Below are 14,812 nucleotides of genomic sequence, written 5' to 3'. Positions count from 1 at the left end.
GTATCACTTGTAAGATAAAAACGCAGAGCTTATTTTTTGCACAAACCCCAGAAGTCACTGCGTGTTACTGACAATCTTACGCGGGCCTCAGCACATGGGCAATGACCTTACATCCACTTGGGGAACCAATTTGGTCAATACACCCGATTGAGTGCGTCAAATCAAGTAAAAGGCGCATTATCAAAGTTTATGTGACAATTTCCTGCAATAGCGCTTGATTTTTTTTTTAGCGGAAGCATGATGAGTACTAGGGAGAAGATCGCTGAACTCAGCGGGAACCCGACCCGGACGTAAAACACTCTGGCTGCTTTGTCAGCAAATTTTCGTTACGCTCCCGTCGGCTCGGTACTTCCACTGCTGCAGGCTCGACCCCTCCCGCTAGGGCGCCCTTCCTTCTCGTAGCAATCCGCAAAAGCGGCCTGCATGGTTTCTTTTAACCGGAGGTAATTGCCCATGAAATCAACGCCTAACGATAACATTGTGTTCCGCGATATCGACAGATCAGCCGCCCTGGCTAGCACGGTATCGAAAAAGTTACATAAGCTGGAACGTTATTGTGGCGACATCATACACAGTCGCGTAGTTCTGGAAGCCCCCCACCAACACAAGAGCAAAGGCAAACATTTTAAGGCTTCCCTTGAACTTGCCATTAGTGGCAATCCCGTGACCATCAGCAGCGAGAGCGAATCCATTCACCGGGCAGTCAACGACACATTTGCTTCCGCCGAACGCTGCCTGAAAGAACGCGGTGAGCGCAAGAAAGCGCGGCGCCACCAACCACTTCGCGAAGCTGTTGAAGAACAGTGAAAATGAAGCAAGCGAGCATTCAAAAGAAGCACTGCAGAGCAGATGTATGCCTCTTCTTTAGTATCAACCCCCAGCCGAGGCCGGAGAATCCACTCCGCCTCACTGACATCTTCCAGGAGGTAACCAACTCCAACTCTCGGGTCAATGCATTCAACCATCCACCGGAGAACGCATGGTGACAAATTCTTCAGCTGCAGTCGGGTGAATCCCGATCGTCTCATCGAAGGTTTTTTTCGTCGCGCCCGCCTTGAGGGCCACCGCCATTCCCTGAATGATCTCCCCGGCATCCTCGCCCACCATATGTACACCAATGACCTTATCGGTACTGGTGTTTACAACGAGTTTCATCAGCGTTCGCTCACTATTGCCACTCACCGTATGTCGCATTGGCCGGAATTCGGATTTGTAAATTGTTACCGGGATACCCGAATCCCTGGCTTCTTCTTCTGAAAGCCCCACAGTTCCAATATTTGGCTGGCAGAAAACAGCCGTTGGAATATTATTGTAATCAATCTCAGCAATGTTACCGGTATGCCAGTGTTTTACCAGGGCCATGGCTTCCGCCAGTGCTACCGGTGTCAGTTGGGGCTCCCCCGTGACATCGCCTAGAGCGTAGATGGAGTCTACACTGGTACGAAAGTTGTCATCCACCGAAATGGTGCCATCTCTGTGCAGGACAACACCCTGTTTCTCCAGTCCCAAGCCTGCCGTATTAGCCACCCGACCGGTGGCATAGAGAACCATATCGACATTCAGGCCAGACCCATTTGCAGCATGCACAAGAAGACTGCCATCCTGCAGTTTTTCAATCGCACTGACATTGTGATTGAATTTCAATTCCACACCTTTCTTGATCATTTCATCGCGCACAAAATTGCGAATATCCCGGTCAAAGCCGCGCAGGAACAACTCCCGGCGGTAGGAAAGGTGCGTATCCGCCCCCAGACCCGAGAAAATGCCAGCAAACTCCACGGCGATATAACCACCACCAACCACAAGCACACGCCGGGGAAAATCCGGCATGGAAAAAACTTCATTAGAGGTCAGCACAAGCTCGCGACCTGGTATTTCCGGTACAAATGGCCAGCCACCTGTCGCCACTAAAATACGTTTCGTTGTGAACGACCACTCGTTGACGACAATGCGATGGGGATCAACAATACTGGCTCGGCCATCAAACACTGTGATCCCGGCATTGTCCAGCAGACTGCGATAGATGCCATTGAGACGGGAAATTTCCTGTGCATTATTATCCCTCAATGTCGGCCAGTCGAACTCTGCACCCTGATTTTTCCAACCATAGGCTCTGGCATCGACAAAATCCTGGCTGTAGCCACTGGCATAAACAAACAGCTTTTTGGGGACGCAACCCACATTGACACAAGTTCCACCCATGTAGCGGTCTTCCGCCACAGCTACTTTCATACCCTGATCCGCGGCCATTCTTGCAGTGCGCACGCCACCGGAGCCCGCCCCGATTACAAAAAGATCAAATTCGTATTCTGCCAAAACAAACCCCCACCATTTGTTCAACTATTCTGCAGCTTCGGGAGCAGCAGCCGAAAAGAAAACTCTAAGCTCAATCTTATTTGGAACAGAAGTGACTTTCTGTACTTAATAATCGTTGACACCCTTTCGCACTTTAGATATTCATGTGAAGACTGTCACAAAAAGCAGCCCAGAAACAAAGTCACAATTCAGACAGTATGTTTAGCAGATAGAATAACCATCATTAAAAAACAACTCCTGAGCATGATCATGAACTTCCCTATTAGAGCGACTCAGCGAGCCCTTGGGCTATTGATCCTGTTTATTACCAGCAGCCAGAGCTACGCCAATCCCCATCCCGCCTACCTGACCAACGACTACTGTAACAGTGTCGTGGAACAATTTATCGATTCAGGTATGCGCAGCCTCGACAAGTATATCAACGAGCATTTCAACCTTGAGTACACAGGTGGTATCCGCAATACCATACGGTTTCTGGAACAGAGACTGGAATGGCTGACCGAGTGCAATGATTACCTGATGGACACCTCGAAAACCCATGTGTTCCACAATCAGGAAGACACACAGAACATCTTTACCGCAATCAATGCCTTAGCTCGGGAGCTGCAGCATGTCCGCTCTGGTGTTGAATACCGGGATGATGCCGGAAACAACAACCCGGCCCCCTTCATAAAACGCCGCTATAGGGACCTGGCCCAGCTGTTAGACCGGCATCATACACGCATGTTGATGCAGAGGCAGTTTCAGTAAAACCGCAGCCAGACTCACCCAAATCCCGACCAGTATCGGGTTCGTGGCCTGTGGAGATTTCTCATGCAGAAGCATAAGGGGGAATTCCCGCCATCGATGTATCCACCCCACCGAAGACTTGGCGTCTTTCGTGACTTCCAAGTAATCTTACCAAGGTCAAGGCCTGTCCTGGGTGCTTTGGCAGGTGCCTGGGGTCACAGGCTGCGTCCCGTAACGGCCACGAGCGACTGCCGAAAAGACCCCGGGCATACGCTCTTTCAGTCCAGCACCAATATTCCCTATCACCTCCCCCAACCGGGGCCCCTGCTTGCCCGCAAAAGGGATGGGCCTGCAACCCTGCAGGGTTGCCAAGCCAATACGGGCCACAAACAGGCTGGCACCAACCCCCTGCCCCAGACGCACGGAAATGGTTGATAGCACGCTGTCACCAACCAACTCGGGCCACAGCTCAGAAATTGCATACTCGCTGGCACCGCTGTAGGCCACCAGAGCCAGAACCTTTTTAAACAGGCGCCAGCGCACCACCATTGATGGTCGTATACCGTAGATTTGCGCCACATCATCAATCATGCGCAGAGCCTGGCGCAAGGCAACAAGGATATCGATACTGGCAAACGGGCTTAAACCAACCAGGGTCCCCGTCGTGGTGGAATGGCGCACTACGCGTCTCAGCGCCTCCTGATCAAGGGCATGGAGAAAAGCGGTCTCAAGGTACTGCAACAGTTCACTGCTGTCATAGTAATCGGGGGCCTCATCCAACACCCGGTCTAGCAAAGCTCCCTGGGGCTTGCCGACAAAATACTCCTGTAACTGGCACCGAAAAGTCTCTGCCTCTTCATGGCTGCGACAGTCACGCATCTGCGCGGCCATCACCCGGGTTTTCTCAAGTTTGCGCAAAGGCTGTCCGGCTCGAAAAAATTCCCACACCGAACTGACAATGGTGAATGCGAAGGCGACGATCACCAGAGCGGTGAGCACTCCGAGGGCCCAGTGCTTATCCACTGCCCATGTGTACAACTGGCGCAACTCCCAGGCCAACACAGCCAGTACAAGTCCGGCTGTCGACAACGATGCTGGCCTCAGCCATCTCAGGTGAAACGACGGCAGGCGCAATTCAGAAAAGGCGATACGGTCCGGCAGGGATTCTCCCGTGGTAATTGATCTGGGTATCTCCTCAGACTCTCCAATCAGCGCTTCCACCCGCGTTGTATCCCGCTGAGGCGCTTCTACTCCCAACTCTTCCAGTGGCTCAATTCGTGTTGTGCATCGCTGCGGGGCTTTGTTGTCACCGTTTGTCACACTTTGTCTCCCAACAGCAGATTTAGCAGCGCATCAACGCGAATATGCGGGATATGGCCAGACGCCATACCCAAGGGTGGGCGCAGCTGTGGTGGCGCGGCCCCGGTATAGTGGTTCCAACCCGCCTGGTCCGCTGGCAATTGGGAGGATATTTCTGCATTTTCAAAGCCGAGATAGCGCCCCTGCAGGTCGTGCCCTACCAGCATGCGCCGGCCACTGCGCTGATCCTCCCGGGAACAGCGCACGGCAGCAATTGCCTCACTGAAAATGGGCAGGCCGCGATGGCGGGCTCCGCTAAAGGTCTGCTGCAGCTGCTGCCCCAGTAGCTGGCGCAGCGCATCGTGATCCGCTGCGAGCACCTGGTCCACCTTGGTGGCGGCAAACAGTAGCCGGTCCACTTTTGGCTTCCACAGCCTGTTGAGTCGACCGGATTTCCCATAGCGGAAAGTATCGGCGATATGTGCAAACGCCAGGCACATATCGTCCAGAGCTTGCTCCCCTGCGAACAGCGTACCGATCATATCCACCAGTATTAATTGCCTGTCCAGATGGCGGAAATGGCTTTCCACGAAAGGGGTGACCTGCTCCTGCACATAGTCTTCATAGCGTCGACGCAGGACCTGGTAATTGCTGTTGTCCGGCATGGCCGCCAACGCCTCTGCGCTCATATCACGCAGGTCGAGCAGGGGCAGCAAACCGTAGTCTTTTTTCTCGAGCAGTGCACGGCCCGGCTGCAGATAACTGAGCTTGCTTTGCGTGCGGCACCTCAACAAAAATTGACGGTATTCCCCCCAAAGTCCCTCCAGTTGGGCCTCCTGCGCCGGGGCCTGAGGGGAGAGGGCTGCCAGCCTTGAAATCAATTGTGGCGCCAATCTGGCTCGCGAGTCGTCATTGATAATATGTGACTGATGTCGGCACCATTCTCGATAGTCCATGCGCAGCAGCGGCAGGTCCATCAGCCATTCCCCAGGATAGTCGCGCAATTCCAAAATCAGGGTTTTGGTGCCCGCACTCCGAAATCGGTGGTGGCTGCGCAGATGGATGTGCAGCTCCAAGGCCGACACATCGCGGGTACTTTGCGGCCAACGGGGCGGTTGTGACATCAAAGCATCAAGGCAACCGCCATAGTCAAATGGCGGCAGGCCGGAGTCGAGGGCGGGGTTTAATTCCGCACCGAGCAAATCACCCGTAAGCGCAGGGGCAAATCCCGGCAGCTGGGCCTTTTGGGGGTGGCTGAGTTGATAGATGAGGCTGGTGAGCAAGGTTGACTTGCCGGCACCACTGAAACCGGTGACACCAACGCAAATCCGGCGATCCATCAGCCGCTCCGTCACCCAGTGAGACTTTTCCTGCGCGCTTTGTCTCCAGCGGCGCCACTGTTCCCTGAAGCGCCTTCTGCGCTTAGTAACATGATCAGCAGAGTTCACAGGCGTTTCAAATGCAGACTCTGTTATCGGTAATCTCATCGGGGAGACAACTTCCCAAATCAAAAATAAAGACCTGATGGGGATAACTCCCGCCAGTTAGCCACTGCCCTGATGGCGGCGCGCCTTAACACATTCAGGGCGAGATTTAATCTATCAGAGCCACATCTCCGGAGCCCATCACAGAAAAGGCGTCTCGGCGCGGGCGCTTTAAGACAATATCCCCAGAGCCCATCACCGAACCGCCGGCACTGTCCGAGTACAGACTGCGGCCAACAAAGTCCCCTGAGCCCATGATGCGAATAGTCACATCGGCAACCCGACCGTTGATCTGCATATCACCAGATCCTTTGATCTCAGCGGAAAGTTGTTCACCGGCGATACTGCCAATATGCAAATCGCCAGAGCCGGTCAGAGAGGCTTCGCCGCTTATCGCCAGGGCCCGGTCCAGAATCAGGTCGCCAGAGCCAGTGACAAACGCACTCAGGGTTTCCGCTGCCGCCTTGTTTACATACACTTTGCCAGAACCACTGACTCCCAGGTCAAGACTTTCACCCTCAATCCTCTCTGCGCTGGCCTCTCCGGAACCGGAAACCAGTATTCCCTCCACCTGGGGCATGGTGACCGAGAACTTCACTTCCTGATCCTGACCCCAAATGACAGTAACCACTCCAAACCAGTTCTGCCTGTTGTCCTCCACCGACAGCTCCAGGGTATCCCCCTTCACCACAGCTTTAGCGTAAGGTATCGCCACGGCCGGGCCAGTGACACTCACCGAGAAATTCTCCCCCTGAATCACTTCCACATGAGAGCTACCTTTAAGTGAAACACGGGTAAAGCCATCGACATCGAAACGCTTGGAGTCCATTTCCTGAGCCTGGGCGAGAGCACTGAAGGCTAAATATACAGCCACCAACGCAAACAATGGGGCCAGCAAGGCTTTAGTCACAGTTGTCATTGTGAAGCTCTCATCATTATCAGTATTACATATCACTAGACTACTCGGAAAACCGGTTTGGATGCAGCACTGTCTGAACGATATTGGAGATACCGTGGCTCCGACAATCGAAAGGCTGATGGGGTAAAGCTACAAGGATACAATATCTGCCAGATACGGATAGCGAAGGCCCTGGCAAAACCAACCGGGCCAACCTGCTTACCAGTGCATAAGCGACAACCCTTCCCCACACCAAAAGGCCTACTGGAGTCATAATACCGCCATATATTGAGACCAACTAGTCAAAAGAAGAAATTGCCGAAAGGCCCACTATACACACCCCGCCTCTACGCAACCGAGCTCAAGCAACGCATTGCGGATTTTCCCGGCCTCGGAGGCTAGCTGCTCTGGAGTAGCCGGCCCTTGTAAAGAGAAATCAAGGTCTGTCAACTGATCAACAGGTATCAGATGCAAATGCGTATGAGGCACCTCCAGTCCGGCAATCATCATTCCCACCCGCTTGGGCGAGTAAACTGTCTTCAGACCTTTGGCGACTTTTTGTGCGACCCTTATCAAGTGCGCTGCAAGATCAGCCGGCATATCATCCCAGTGATCAATCTCCTCTACCGGAATGACCAAACAATGCCCGGGTTTAATCGGGGAGATGGTCATAATTGCAACAGCTTTTTCATCGCGCCAGAGGAAATGCCCCGGTAGATCCCCATGGATAATTTGAGTAAAAATACTTGCCATCAATCGTCCCACCCCGTTGAAAATGTGTAATTGGTTCAATCGTGCAGTCTAATCGTGAGATAAAAAAACACAATATCAAGTGACGGGAAATCTACAAGTAAATACCAATATTCTATTTGGCGTGCGTAAAAACAGCATTCAGAACAACCTGTCGAACAGAATGACAATTTTCTTATGGCAAGTTGGCATACCAGGAGAATATGTCTTAGGCTCCACACCAACTAGAGCCTTACTATCATTGAGCCGGCGCATTTTGTGCACGAATCGTTACCACGCTCTTTTTTGGCTCAGTACAATTTTATTTTTAAGTACTCAATGCTCGCCGGGGGGGGAGACATGAACAGCCTGTTGGATCAGGTCGGTGGTGCTCAATTTGTCAACCGCACAGTCAGCGAATTCTACCAGGCCATAGGCCGCCAGCTTACCAGCTATGATATCGGCGAACACCGTAAACAGCAGAGCCGGCAAGCCCAGTTCCTCAGCCATGCGCTCTCTATCCAACCCGAGCCAGATCGCAGCAGCCGTGCAAGCTTCCTTGCCAAGGGGCTGAATCCCGCTCTGTTTGATGCGCTTTTGGAGTACCTCGAAGCGCGCATGCTGGAACTGGGATTTTCCTGGCATTTAAGTACCCACCTTGTTGAAACTGCCAGCCGTTTATATGGCGGATGCGAGCAGGATCTTTCTATCGCCTGTTGACTGTTCGGACACGCAATAGGATGTAGCATCTGCATGCCCTTGTTATCTCTACAGGGTAGGCCCTGCGACTTTTAGAAAAAGTGAGCGCGCTAGACGCTAAAGTCAGGGATTCTCGGCAGCCAATGCCATTGCCACAGTGCCCGGCCCAAGATTGATACCGCCGGAAAGACTCATCATGGATTTATACACTTTGACCTGGTGCTCCGCGGCAACCTGCAGCAGCACTTTGAAGCCAGGAATTCTCTCAAGGTCCTGTAGTTTGCCGGCAATGCTTACCATCAGGATCGGAACGACCAACTCTCCTGTACGGATTTTGTCAACTGCGATCTGAAACAAAGTATCAGTGCAGCGCGCATAGCCCCGTACTATATCTGTGACTGTACTGCCCTCGTGGTGGATAGAGAGGATCGGATGCAGCTTGAGCAAGCTGGAAATCTTGGCCTTAAACCAATTGATGTTGTTTTCATTTTTACTGCGTGCACGCTCGCGCACATAATAGACATCCCTGATTGCCGCATAGCCGTGGACCTTGCGACGAAAGCGTTCTACCTGTACCCGTACCTGTTCGCCAGTCAGCCCGCGCTTGATCAGCGACAGTGTATAAAGTGCCAGCAATCCCTGCCCGCTAAAAAGCGTATGCGAGTCGATAGTATGTACCCGCACATCCTCGTTACCGGGAAGACCACACAATGTATCGGCAGCGGCAACGGCATTCTGGTAAGTTGGGCTATTGGCGCTATTGATGGTTTGCACCACGATATCGCGATGCCCATCCTGCACCAGACCATTCAAGAGCCGCTCAACCTCAGCAAAAGAGGCAGGTCCCGTGACAATTTGGTGCGAGCGGTCCACCAGTGACAAGGTATAAAAGTGGGCCATCTGGGCCGGGTTGCGTCGATCATCGAAAGTGTCTTTGCCAACACTCACGGTATGGGGCAATACCGGAATGGAGAACTTACGCAAAAAATCATCTGGCAGGTCGCAGCCAGAATCTATGACTAACTGAACCATAAAATGCTCTGCAGGACAGTATTTGTTATCTTTTTTCTGTTATGACTGCTAACGTTAACACAAGCCAGCCATAGCAGGAAAAAATGATCCGGAGATACTGCAAAATCACCGACGACAACAAGCTACATTGGCCTTATCAATCTGGCAAGTTAACAGCCTAACTCTGACCAATTGACTTGTCACCCTTCCGTTTTAAAGAGAATGGTTCACCAGTGTGAGGTTGCTTACATTCTACGAGCTATCACCAGCACTCCAATGCATCCGCGACAGATGAGAATGTCAAAGACAAAATGCGGAAGTAAATGGTACCAGTGCTCCAAACAACGAAACACATCCCATTTGATCAACACCTTGCGCATCCATTAGTGGGCATCGGTAAGACCTGTTGCCAGTGCCCGCCGCAGCACTGTAGTAAATAAATAGGATTGCAGACTGGCTGCCCTGAATTACAAGCCAGTAGTTTACTCGCAATAACCCACCTCTTTTTATCTTTCTAAGTGAAGAGGCCAAATAAAACCTGGAACCCCATCCTAGAGCCTCGGAGAACGGTGCAGTGCAAATTTTCATTTTCAATGGGAACTAAAGGGTTACGGTAATTGCTGTTCCTCCGCAAGAAAGTGACTTTGCATTGATGTGCCCCTGGTAGCTCTCGACAATATCCACCACCACAGCAAGGCCAATCCCCTGCCCTGGCTGTTGCTGATCGGCACGCACGCCGCGCTGGGTAACCGCCTTCCAGGTTTCGCGATCAAGTCCTGGGCCATTGTCGACGACTCGGACCATCAGATTGTGTCCGTCGGGCATTTGTTCGACAGTCACGTCAACCCGGCCATTGCCGTACTTGTAGGCGTTATCAAGCAGATTGCCGAGCAATTCCATGAGATCCCCCTCATCACCGTAAAACAGCGTTTTCTCGCTGCAGTGACTGCGCACATCACTGGGTTTGTTGCGGTATACCTTTTCCAGCGCATCCAGAATTTTGTACATCAGTGGAGCTACTGGGATACCGCGCAAAATAGACTTGGGTGAACTGGTCACCGCCCGCTGCAGTTGGTAGTTGATAATACTGTCCATACGCTGCACTTGATCGGTCAAAACTTTGAACGCGGGCTGTGAATCGCCACTTAAGCGTAATCCTTTCAATACCGCCAGTGGGGTTTTCAAACTGTGCGCCAAATCCGCCAGGGTGTGACGGGTTTTTTCCCGCTGGCGACGCTCGTTTTCAATCAGTAGATTCAGATTATCGGTGAGGGGACGCAATTCCTGCGGAAAGCTGCCCTCCAGGCGGTCGCTGCTACCGCACTGTATTTCCCGCAGTGCATGCGCAAGTACTCGCAACGGTGCAAATCCCCAGCGCAGCACCAGCCACTGGGCCAGCATCAGTAGCAGTGCACACACGCCCAGCCAGCGCCAAATGGTGGAGCGGAACTGACCGATCTGCGCCTGCAGGGGGCCCGCATCTTCCAATACAATGAAGGTAAACGGGTGCTCATTATCCAGTCCCCAGGCTACACCCTGGCGAAAGCTACTGTAATTTGCAACATCGCCGGGCAGAGCAACTTGCATATAAGACTGCTGCCCTTGAGATAGTGGATAGAATTTCAGCTCCGGCATCCCCAAGGCCGACTCAGAGCGCCAAACAATCTGCCCTTCGCCATTGATCACCGCACCTACCAAGCCGGAATCCGGCTGGTTAAAGCGCTGCTCGGGTAGCTCCAGGGGCAACACCAAACTGTCACCCTCCGGTTCCGCTAACGCCAGTAAAGTGTAGATATACAGTTGCAATTCCCGTTGCTTCGCCTCATCCAGAGAGGTGCGATAGGCGTGTTCCAGTACTCCCGAAATCAACAGCACAAAGCCCACCAGCACCAGGCTGGTGACCAGCGCAAGGCGGCCCTTGAGGGAACTGAACCAGAGGGCCATCACGCGCATCAGCATCCGGACTTATCGGGGGATGACAAAGCGATAGCCGCGCCCACGCAGGGTTTCGATAGGGTTGCACTGGGTTGTCGCAGTGATTTTCTTGCGCAAGCGTCCGATAAACACCTCGATCACATTGCTGTCACGATCACAATCCTGTTCGTAGATATGTTCGGTCAGGGTGGTTTTGGAAACTACCTCATCGGGGTGCATCATCAGGTATTCAAGCACCTTGTACTCAAAAGAAGTCAACTCCAGCTCCACACCATTGGCCACTACCCGCTGGGAGCTGGTGTCCAGACTTATGGGGCCGGCTTTGATGGTGGGAGAGGAAAATCCCGCTGAGCGACGTACCAGCGCATTGAGTCGGGCCAGCAACTCTTCTGTATGAAAGGGCTTTACCAAGTAGTCATCGCCGCCGGCCTCCAACCCGGCCACCCGTTCCTGCCAGTGACCGCGGGCGGTTAGAATCAATATGGGGAAATGCCTCTCTTCACTGCGCAGACTCTGTATCACTTGGATACCGTCCATTCTCGGAAGGCCCAGATCCATCACCGCAATGTCATAGGGATATTCGCGGCCCAGGTAGAGCGCCTCCTCTCCATCGGGGGCCTCATCCACCGTGTAGCCAGCATCGCGCAGCGATTGCGCCAGTTGCTGTCTGAGCAGTGCTTCGTCTTCGACTAAAAGTGCGCGCATTTGCTTTCCCTTCGTACAGTTGGTCTGGAGTAGTTGCAGCGGGCGTTTATTGGGAGATGCGCCCGCTTTGCTTGTCCACATAGACCACATAAACCTGACTCTTATCCGACAACCCCTTTACCCGGTACACCGCCTGTCCATTTCTACGGGTTTCAGAGATTGCCAGTATTTTGCCTCCATAGCGCCGTTTCACCAGAGAGGCCGCCGCTTCACGGGAAATCTCTCTCCCCTGTACATGATGGTATTCAGGCTTGTACGCCTCCCGTTCGGAAATCGGCAAACCGCGCACAGAGGCGGAACCTAATCCGGGAAACAGGGCAATTATTAGAAAAAAAGTCCGTAAAAAAGTGCTGCTAGGTTTCACGATGCGGCTCCTGTGGATATCCAAATTTCCACCCTTGGCTGACTCCGGCCGCCCTCGCTTTGACTCAAGGCGCCGGTGAGACAGCGACACGAACCCGGATGCTATCTCCAGGATGGTGATCGGTACGGGTCAGATACGACCGGTCATTATACCGATAGCGCACATCGTATCCGACCAGTTCCCTGCGTGTAGTGAATTCATCCACAACCCGGCAGCGGGGTTCCGTAGTGTAGTAAACCGGCGCGTTAGTACGACTGATCTGGTTGCCGACCAGAGCACCCACCACCGCCCCTGCCACTGTGGCACCGCCGCGGTGATGGTGGCGGCTGCCCAGATTGTTGCCAATTGCCGCGCCGATCAGGCCGCCGACAAGGGTACCGGCGGGGGACGCTGGTTCACGGTAGGCTACCTGTTCCTCACGGCATTGGGTGCGCGGTGTGCGCACCTGTACATCGGTATAGACGGGAATGACTTCTGTCACCGGTGCATAGTCGTAGATATCGGCATCATAGGAACCTGTATAGCCCCCCGGCCCCGCTTTGACAGAAACACTCATACTCAGCAGTGTCACAATGGCCGCACCGGCCACAAGCTGTTTAAAGCATTGCACAATCAATCTCCCGCTATTTATCAACGGGGGTCAGATTAAGCAACTCGGCCTGAATAGACGCTGAATTACACCGGGCAGGCAACGGGAAACCAACTCCCTCCCGTACCAAATACCCAATTACCTGCTGGAAATACCTTTCCCAGTCATAGGTTGACCACTCAGCCGATTTTATATACTGATCAGTTACCCCTCTACAACTTCTGCTCCGGGGACCTCATCTCCCAGCCAGCGCTGGGTCAATGTCCCCGCTGTAATGGCTCCATTTACATTGAGTGCCGTCCGCGCCATATCGATCAGGGGCTCCACGGATATCAATAGCGCTGCGATGGTCACTGGCAAGCCCATTGCAGGCAGAACCACCAGAGCGGCAAAAGTGGCACCGCCACCCACACCGGCAATACCAAAGGAACTGATTACCACTACGGCAATGAGTGTTCCCAGCCACAGGGGATTCCAAACATCGATCCCCAGTGGCACGGCTACCATGGCAGCCAGCATCGCCGGATAAATCCCCGCGCAGCCGTTCTGGCCTATGGTCGCACCAAAGGATGCGGAGAAATTGGCAATTGCCGGGGAGTTGCGCAACTGATCCACCTGGGTTTCCACATTGAGCGGGATAGTGGCGGCACTGGAACGGGAGCTGAAAGCGAATACCAGCACCGGCCACACCTTGGTAAAGTAATGCAGCGGGTTTACGCCGTTGATCCATAACAACAGGCCATGCACCAAAAACATCAAGCCGATCGCACAAAAGGAAGCCAGTACAAAGCCGAGCAAGTTGACAATATCGCCCCAACTGGATTTGGCAATCAGTCCGGCCACCAAAGCCATTACACCATAGGGTGTGAAGGCCATGACCAGGCGCACCAGTTTCATCACCCAAACCTGTGCCACATGCGCAAAGCGCTCTATAGCCGCCCCTTCTTGCGGGAACTCGCGGCGCACCGCCAGTGCAGCAAGTCCCAGTAGCACTGCGAAAATAACCACTGCAATCACCGAAGTAGAGCGGTCTCCGGTCAAGTCCTGAAAAATATTGCGCGGGATAAACGAGGCGATAATCTCCGGGATCGCGAGGTCACTCACCCGTCCGATGCGCTCATTGAGAACTTCAGCCCGTGCAGCCTCACGACTACCCTCAACCAAACCAGCAACGGACAATCCGAACAACTCCGCCATAGTCACGCCAATCAGCCCTGCCACTGCCGTTGTGCCCAGTAACACCGCCAGCACCGAAACACTGATTTTACCCAATGCCTGGGTGTGACTCACCTTCACCACTGCTACCAGAATAGAGGTAAGCACCAGGGGCATCACCAGCATGTACAGCAAACTCACATAACCGTCTCCCAACATCTCTATCCACGGCAAAATCTCCCCGGGCATGGCTCCCCATCCCCGTGACAACTGCAGCGTTGCTCCGAACACAGACCCGAGGAGCAGGCCGGCAAAGACTGCCGGTGCAAGAGAATCGGTTCCACTGTGCCAGCGGTGCAGGACGTATAACAAAACCGCAAAGAAAAACAGTAGAGCGAAGGAGCTGATATGCATGATATGTGAATCCCACCCCGGGCAAACTGGAAAGTGGCGGCATGCTATCAGTGATGCGCCAAAGCCCTATAGTTGCAATAGTTATAGTTTTATACAGTACATCGTGGATCGGACAGATTACTGCAGTGCCAACCTGAACTCTGCAGCGGTCTGGGGGCCTACCAATGTTTTTTTCCAAGTGCCATCGGCATTGATAATCAGGGTTGTCGGCAACACATCGGGCCGGGGCTGCCCCCAACGCCCGGCAGGCTCAGAGGACAGCACTGGAAATTCAATCCCCAGCTTGGCCATCTGCCCAGTAACGACAGAAATCGGCAGGGTATCAAAATTCACCCCCACTACCACAATATTTTCCTGGCTTTGTGCAAACTGGTTCAGTATCGGCACCTCTTCACGACAAGGCTTGCACCACAGCGCCCAGTAATTAACCAGTAGAATCTTTCCCTCCGTATCAATCGGTTCTCCACCAACAGTTTTCAAAACCC

General features: G+C 53.2%; 15 protein-coding genes. 3 read left to right on the top strand and 12 right to left on the bottom strand.

Translation table 11 applies throughout. From position 1 onward, the window contains the following. The first annotated feature begins 453 nt into the window (after positions 1–453). On the top strand, positions 454–807 hold the full coding sequence (locus Q5Y71_RS09465) for an HPF/RaiA family ribosome-associated protein (protein WP_306041928.1): 354 nt from the start codon (positions 454–456) through the stop codon (positions 805–807). 150 nt (positions 808–957) lie between these two features. Here Q5Y71_RS09465 and gorA read toward each other — a convergent pair whose 3' ends face one another. Then, positions 958–2,316, bottom strand: a complete 1,359-nt coding sequence (gene gorA, locus Q5Y71_RS09460) for a glutathione-disulfide reductase (RefSeq protein ID WP_306041927.1) — start codon at positions 2,314–2,316, stop codon at positions 958–960. Positions 2,317–2,565: 249 nt separating this feature from the next. On the opposite strand from gorA, the gene Q5Y71_RS09455 reads away from it, so the two are divergent. Beyond that, positions 2,566–3,066, top strand: coding sequence for a hypothetical protein (locus tag Q5Y71_RS09455; protein WP_306041924.1), 501 nt, complete (start codon positions 2,566–2,568; stop codon positions 3,064–3,066). Between the two features lie 156 nt (positions 3,067–3,222). Here the strand turns inward: Q5Y71_RS09455 and Q5Y71_RS09450 are convergent, their stop codons facing one another. The 4 genes from Q5Y71_RS09450 to Q5Y71_RS09435 all read right to left on the bottom strand — a co-directional run bounded on the left by Q5Y71_RS09450 (position 3,223) and on the right by Q5Y71_RS09435 (position 7,518). Then, a complete protein-coding gene (locus Q5Y71_RS09450; protein ID WP_306041921.1) occupies positions 3,223–4,365 on the bottom strand; it encodes a TIGR01620 family protein in 1,143 nt (380 codons plus the stop codon). Beyond that, a complete protein-coding gene (locus tag Q5Y71_RS09445; RefSeq protein WP_306041919.1) occupies positions 4,362–5,792 on the bottom strand; it encodes a YcjX family protein in 1,431 nt (476 codons plus the stop codon). The genes Q5Y71_RS09450 and Q5Y71_RS09445 overlap by 4 nt, the downstream gene beginning before the upstream one ends. A 145-nt stretch (positions 5,793–5,937) precedes the next feature. After that, positions 5,938–6,747, bottom strand: a complete 810-nt coding sequence (locus tag Q5Y71_RS09440) for a GIN domain-containing protein (protein ID WP_306041918.1) — start codon at positions 6,745–6,747, stop codon at positions 5,938–5,940. A 309-nt stretch (positions 6,748–7,056) separates the two neighbouring features. Next, positions 7,057–7,518, bottom strand: coding sequence for an HIT family protein (locus tag Q5Y71_RS09435; protein ID WP_371877021.1), 462 nt, complete (start codon positions 7,516–7,518; stop codon positions 7,057–7,059). A 297-nt stretch (positions 7,519–7,815) separates the two neighbouring features. Between Q5Y71_RS09435 and Q5Y71_RS09430 the strand changes: the two genes are divergently transcribed. Next, a complete protein-coding gene (locus Q5Y71_RS09430) occupies positions 7,816–8,175 on the top strand; it encodes a hypothetical protein (protein ID WP_306041917.1) in 360 nt (119 codons plus the stop codon). 102 nt (positions 8,176–8,277) lie between these two features. Here the strand turns inward: Q5Y71_RS09430 and Q5Y71_RS09425 are convergent, their stop codons facing one another. From Q5Y71_RS09425 to Q5Y71_RS09395, 7 genes are all read right to left on the bottom strand, one after another. After that, on the bottom strand, positions 8,278–9,186 hold the full coding sequence (locus Q5Y71_RS09425) for a DegV family protein (RefSeq protein WP_306041916.1): 909 nt from the start codon (positions 9,184–9,186) through the stop codon (positions 8,278–8,280). 579 nt (positions 9,187–9,765) lie between these two features. Further along, positions 9,766–11,109: an ATP-binding protein gene (locus Q5Y71_RS09420; RefSeq protein WP_306041914.1), complete on the bottom strand. Its 1,344-nt coding sequence runs from the start codon at positions 11,107–11,109 to the stop codon at positions 9,766–9,768. A gap of 21 nt (positions 11,110–11,130) precedes the next feature. Beyond that, on the bottom strand, positions 11,131–11,805 hold the full coding sequence (locus tag Q5Y71_RS09415) for a response regulator transcription factor (protein WP_301417499.1): 675 nt from the start codon (positions 11,803–11,805) through the stop codon (positions 11,131–11,133). Between the two features lie 46 nt (positions 11,806–11,851). Next, positions 11,852–12,169, bottom strand: coding sequence for a PepSY domain-containing protein (locus tag Q5Y71_RS09410; RefSeq protein WP_306041912.1), 318 nt, complete (start codon positions 12,167–12,169; stop codon positions 11,852–11,854). A 64-nt stretch (positions 12,170–12,233) separates the two neighbouring features. Further along, positions 12,234–12,779 (bottom strand): glycine zipper 2TM domain-containing protein, encoded by a 546-nt coding sequence (locus Q5Y71_RS09405; protein WP_306041911.1) that lies wholly within the window; start codon positions 12,777–12,779, stop codon positions 12,234–12,236. Positions 12,780–12,962: 183 nt separating this feature from the next. Next, entirely contained in the window at positions 12,963–14,327 is a 1,365-nt protein-coding gene (locus tag Q5Y71_RS09400) for an L-cystine transporter (protein ID WP_306041909.1), read from the bottom strand. A 117-nt stretch (positions 14,328–14,444) separates the two neighbouring features. Continuing rightward, positions 14,445–14,807 (bottom strand): TlpA disulfide reductase family protein, encoded by a 363-nt coding sequence (locus Q5Y71_RS09395; protein ID WP_306041907.1) that lies wholly within the window; start codon positions 14,805–14,807, stop codon positions 14,445–14,447. Between the last annotated feature and the right edge of the window lie 5 nt (positions 14,808–14,812).

The organism is Microbulbifer sp. 2205BS26-8, assembly GCF_030731025.1.
Classification (GTDB): Bacteria; Pseudomonadota; Gammaproteobacteria; order Pseudomonadales; family Cellvibrionaceae; genus Microbulbifer; species Microbulbifer spongiae.
This window is presented reverse-complemented; position numbering and strand designations above follow the sequence as displayed.

Coding starts and splice junctions, on each gene's coding strand:
- Q5Y71_RS09415 (WP_301417499.1), bottom strand. CDS start 11,805: ATGCGCGCACTTTTAGTCGAAGACGAAGCACTGCTCAGACAGCAACTG.
- Q5Y71_RS09440 (WP_306041918.1), bottom strand. CDS start 6,747: ATGACAACTGTGACTAAAGCCTTGCTGGCCCCATTGTTTGCGTTGGTG.
- Q5Y71_RS09400 (WP_306041909.1), bottom strand. CDS start 14,327: ATGCATATCAGCTCCTTCGCTCTACTGTTTTTCTTTGCGGTTTTGTTA.
- Q5Y71_RS09420 (WP_306041914.1), bottom strand. CDS start 11,109: ATGGCCCTCTGGTTCAGTTCCCTCAAGGGCCGCCTTGCGCTGGTCACC.
- Q5Y71_RS09465 (WP_306041928.1), top strand. CDS start 454: ATGAAATCAACGCCTAACGATAACATTGTGTTCCGCGATATCGACAGA.
- Q5Y71_RS09430 (WP_306041917.1), top strand. CDS start 7,816: ATGAACAGCCTGTTGGATCAGGTCGGTGGTGCTCAATTTGTCAACCGC.
- Q5Y71_RS09455 (WP_306041924.1), top strand. CDS start 2,566: ATGAACTTCCCTATTAGAGCGACTCAGCGAGCCCTTGGGCTATTGATC.
- Q5Y71_RS09425 (WP_306041916.1), bottom strand. CDS start 9,186: ATGGTTCAGTTAGTCATAGATTCTGGCTGCGACCTGCCAGATGATTTT.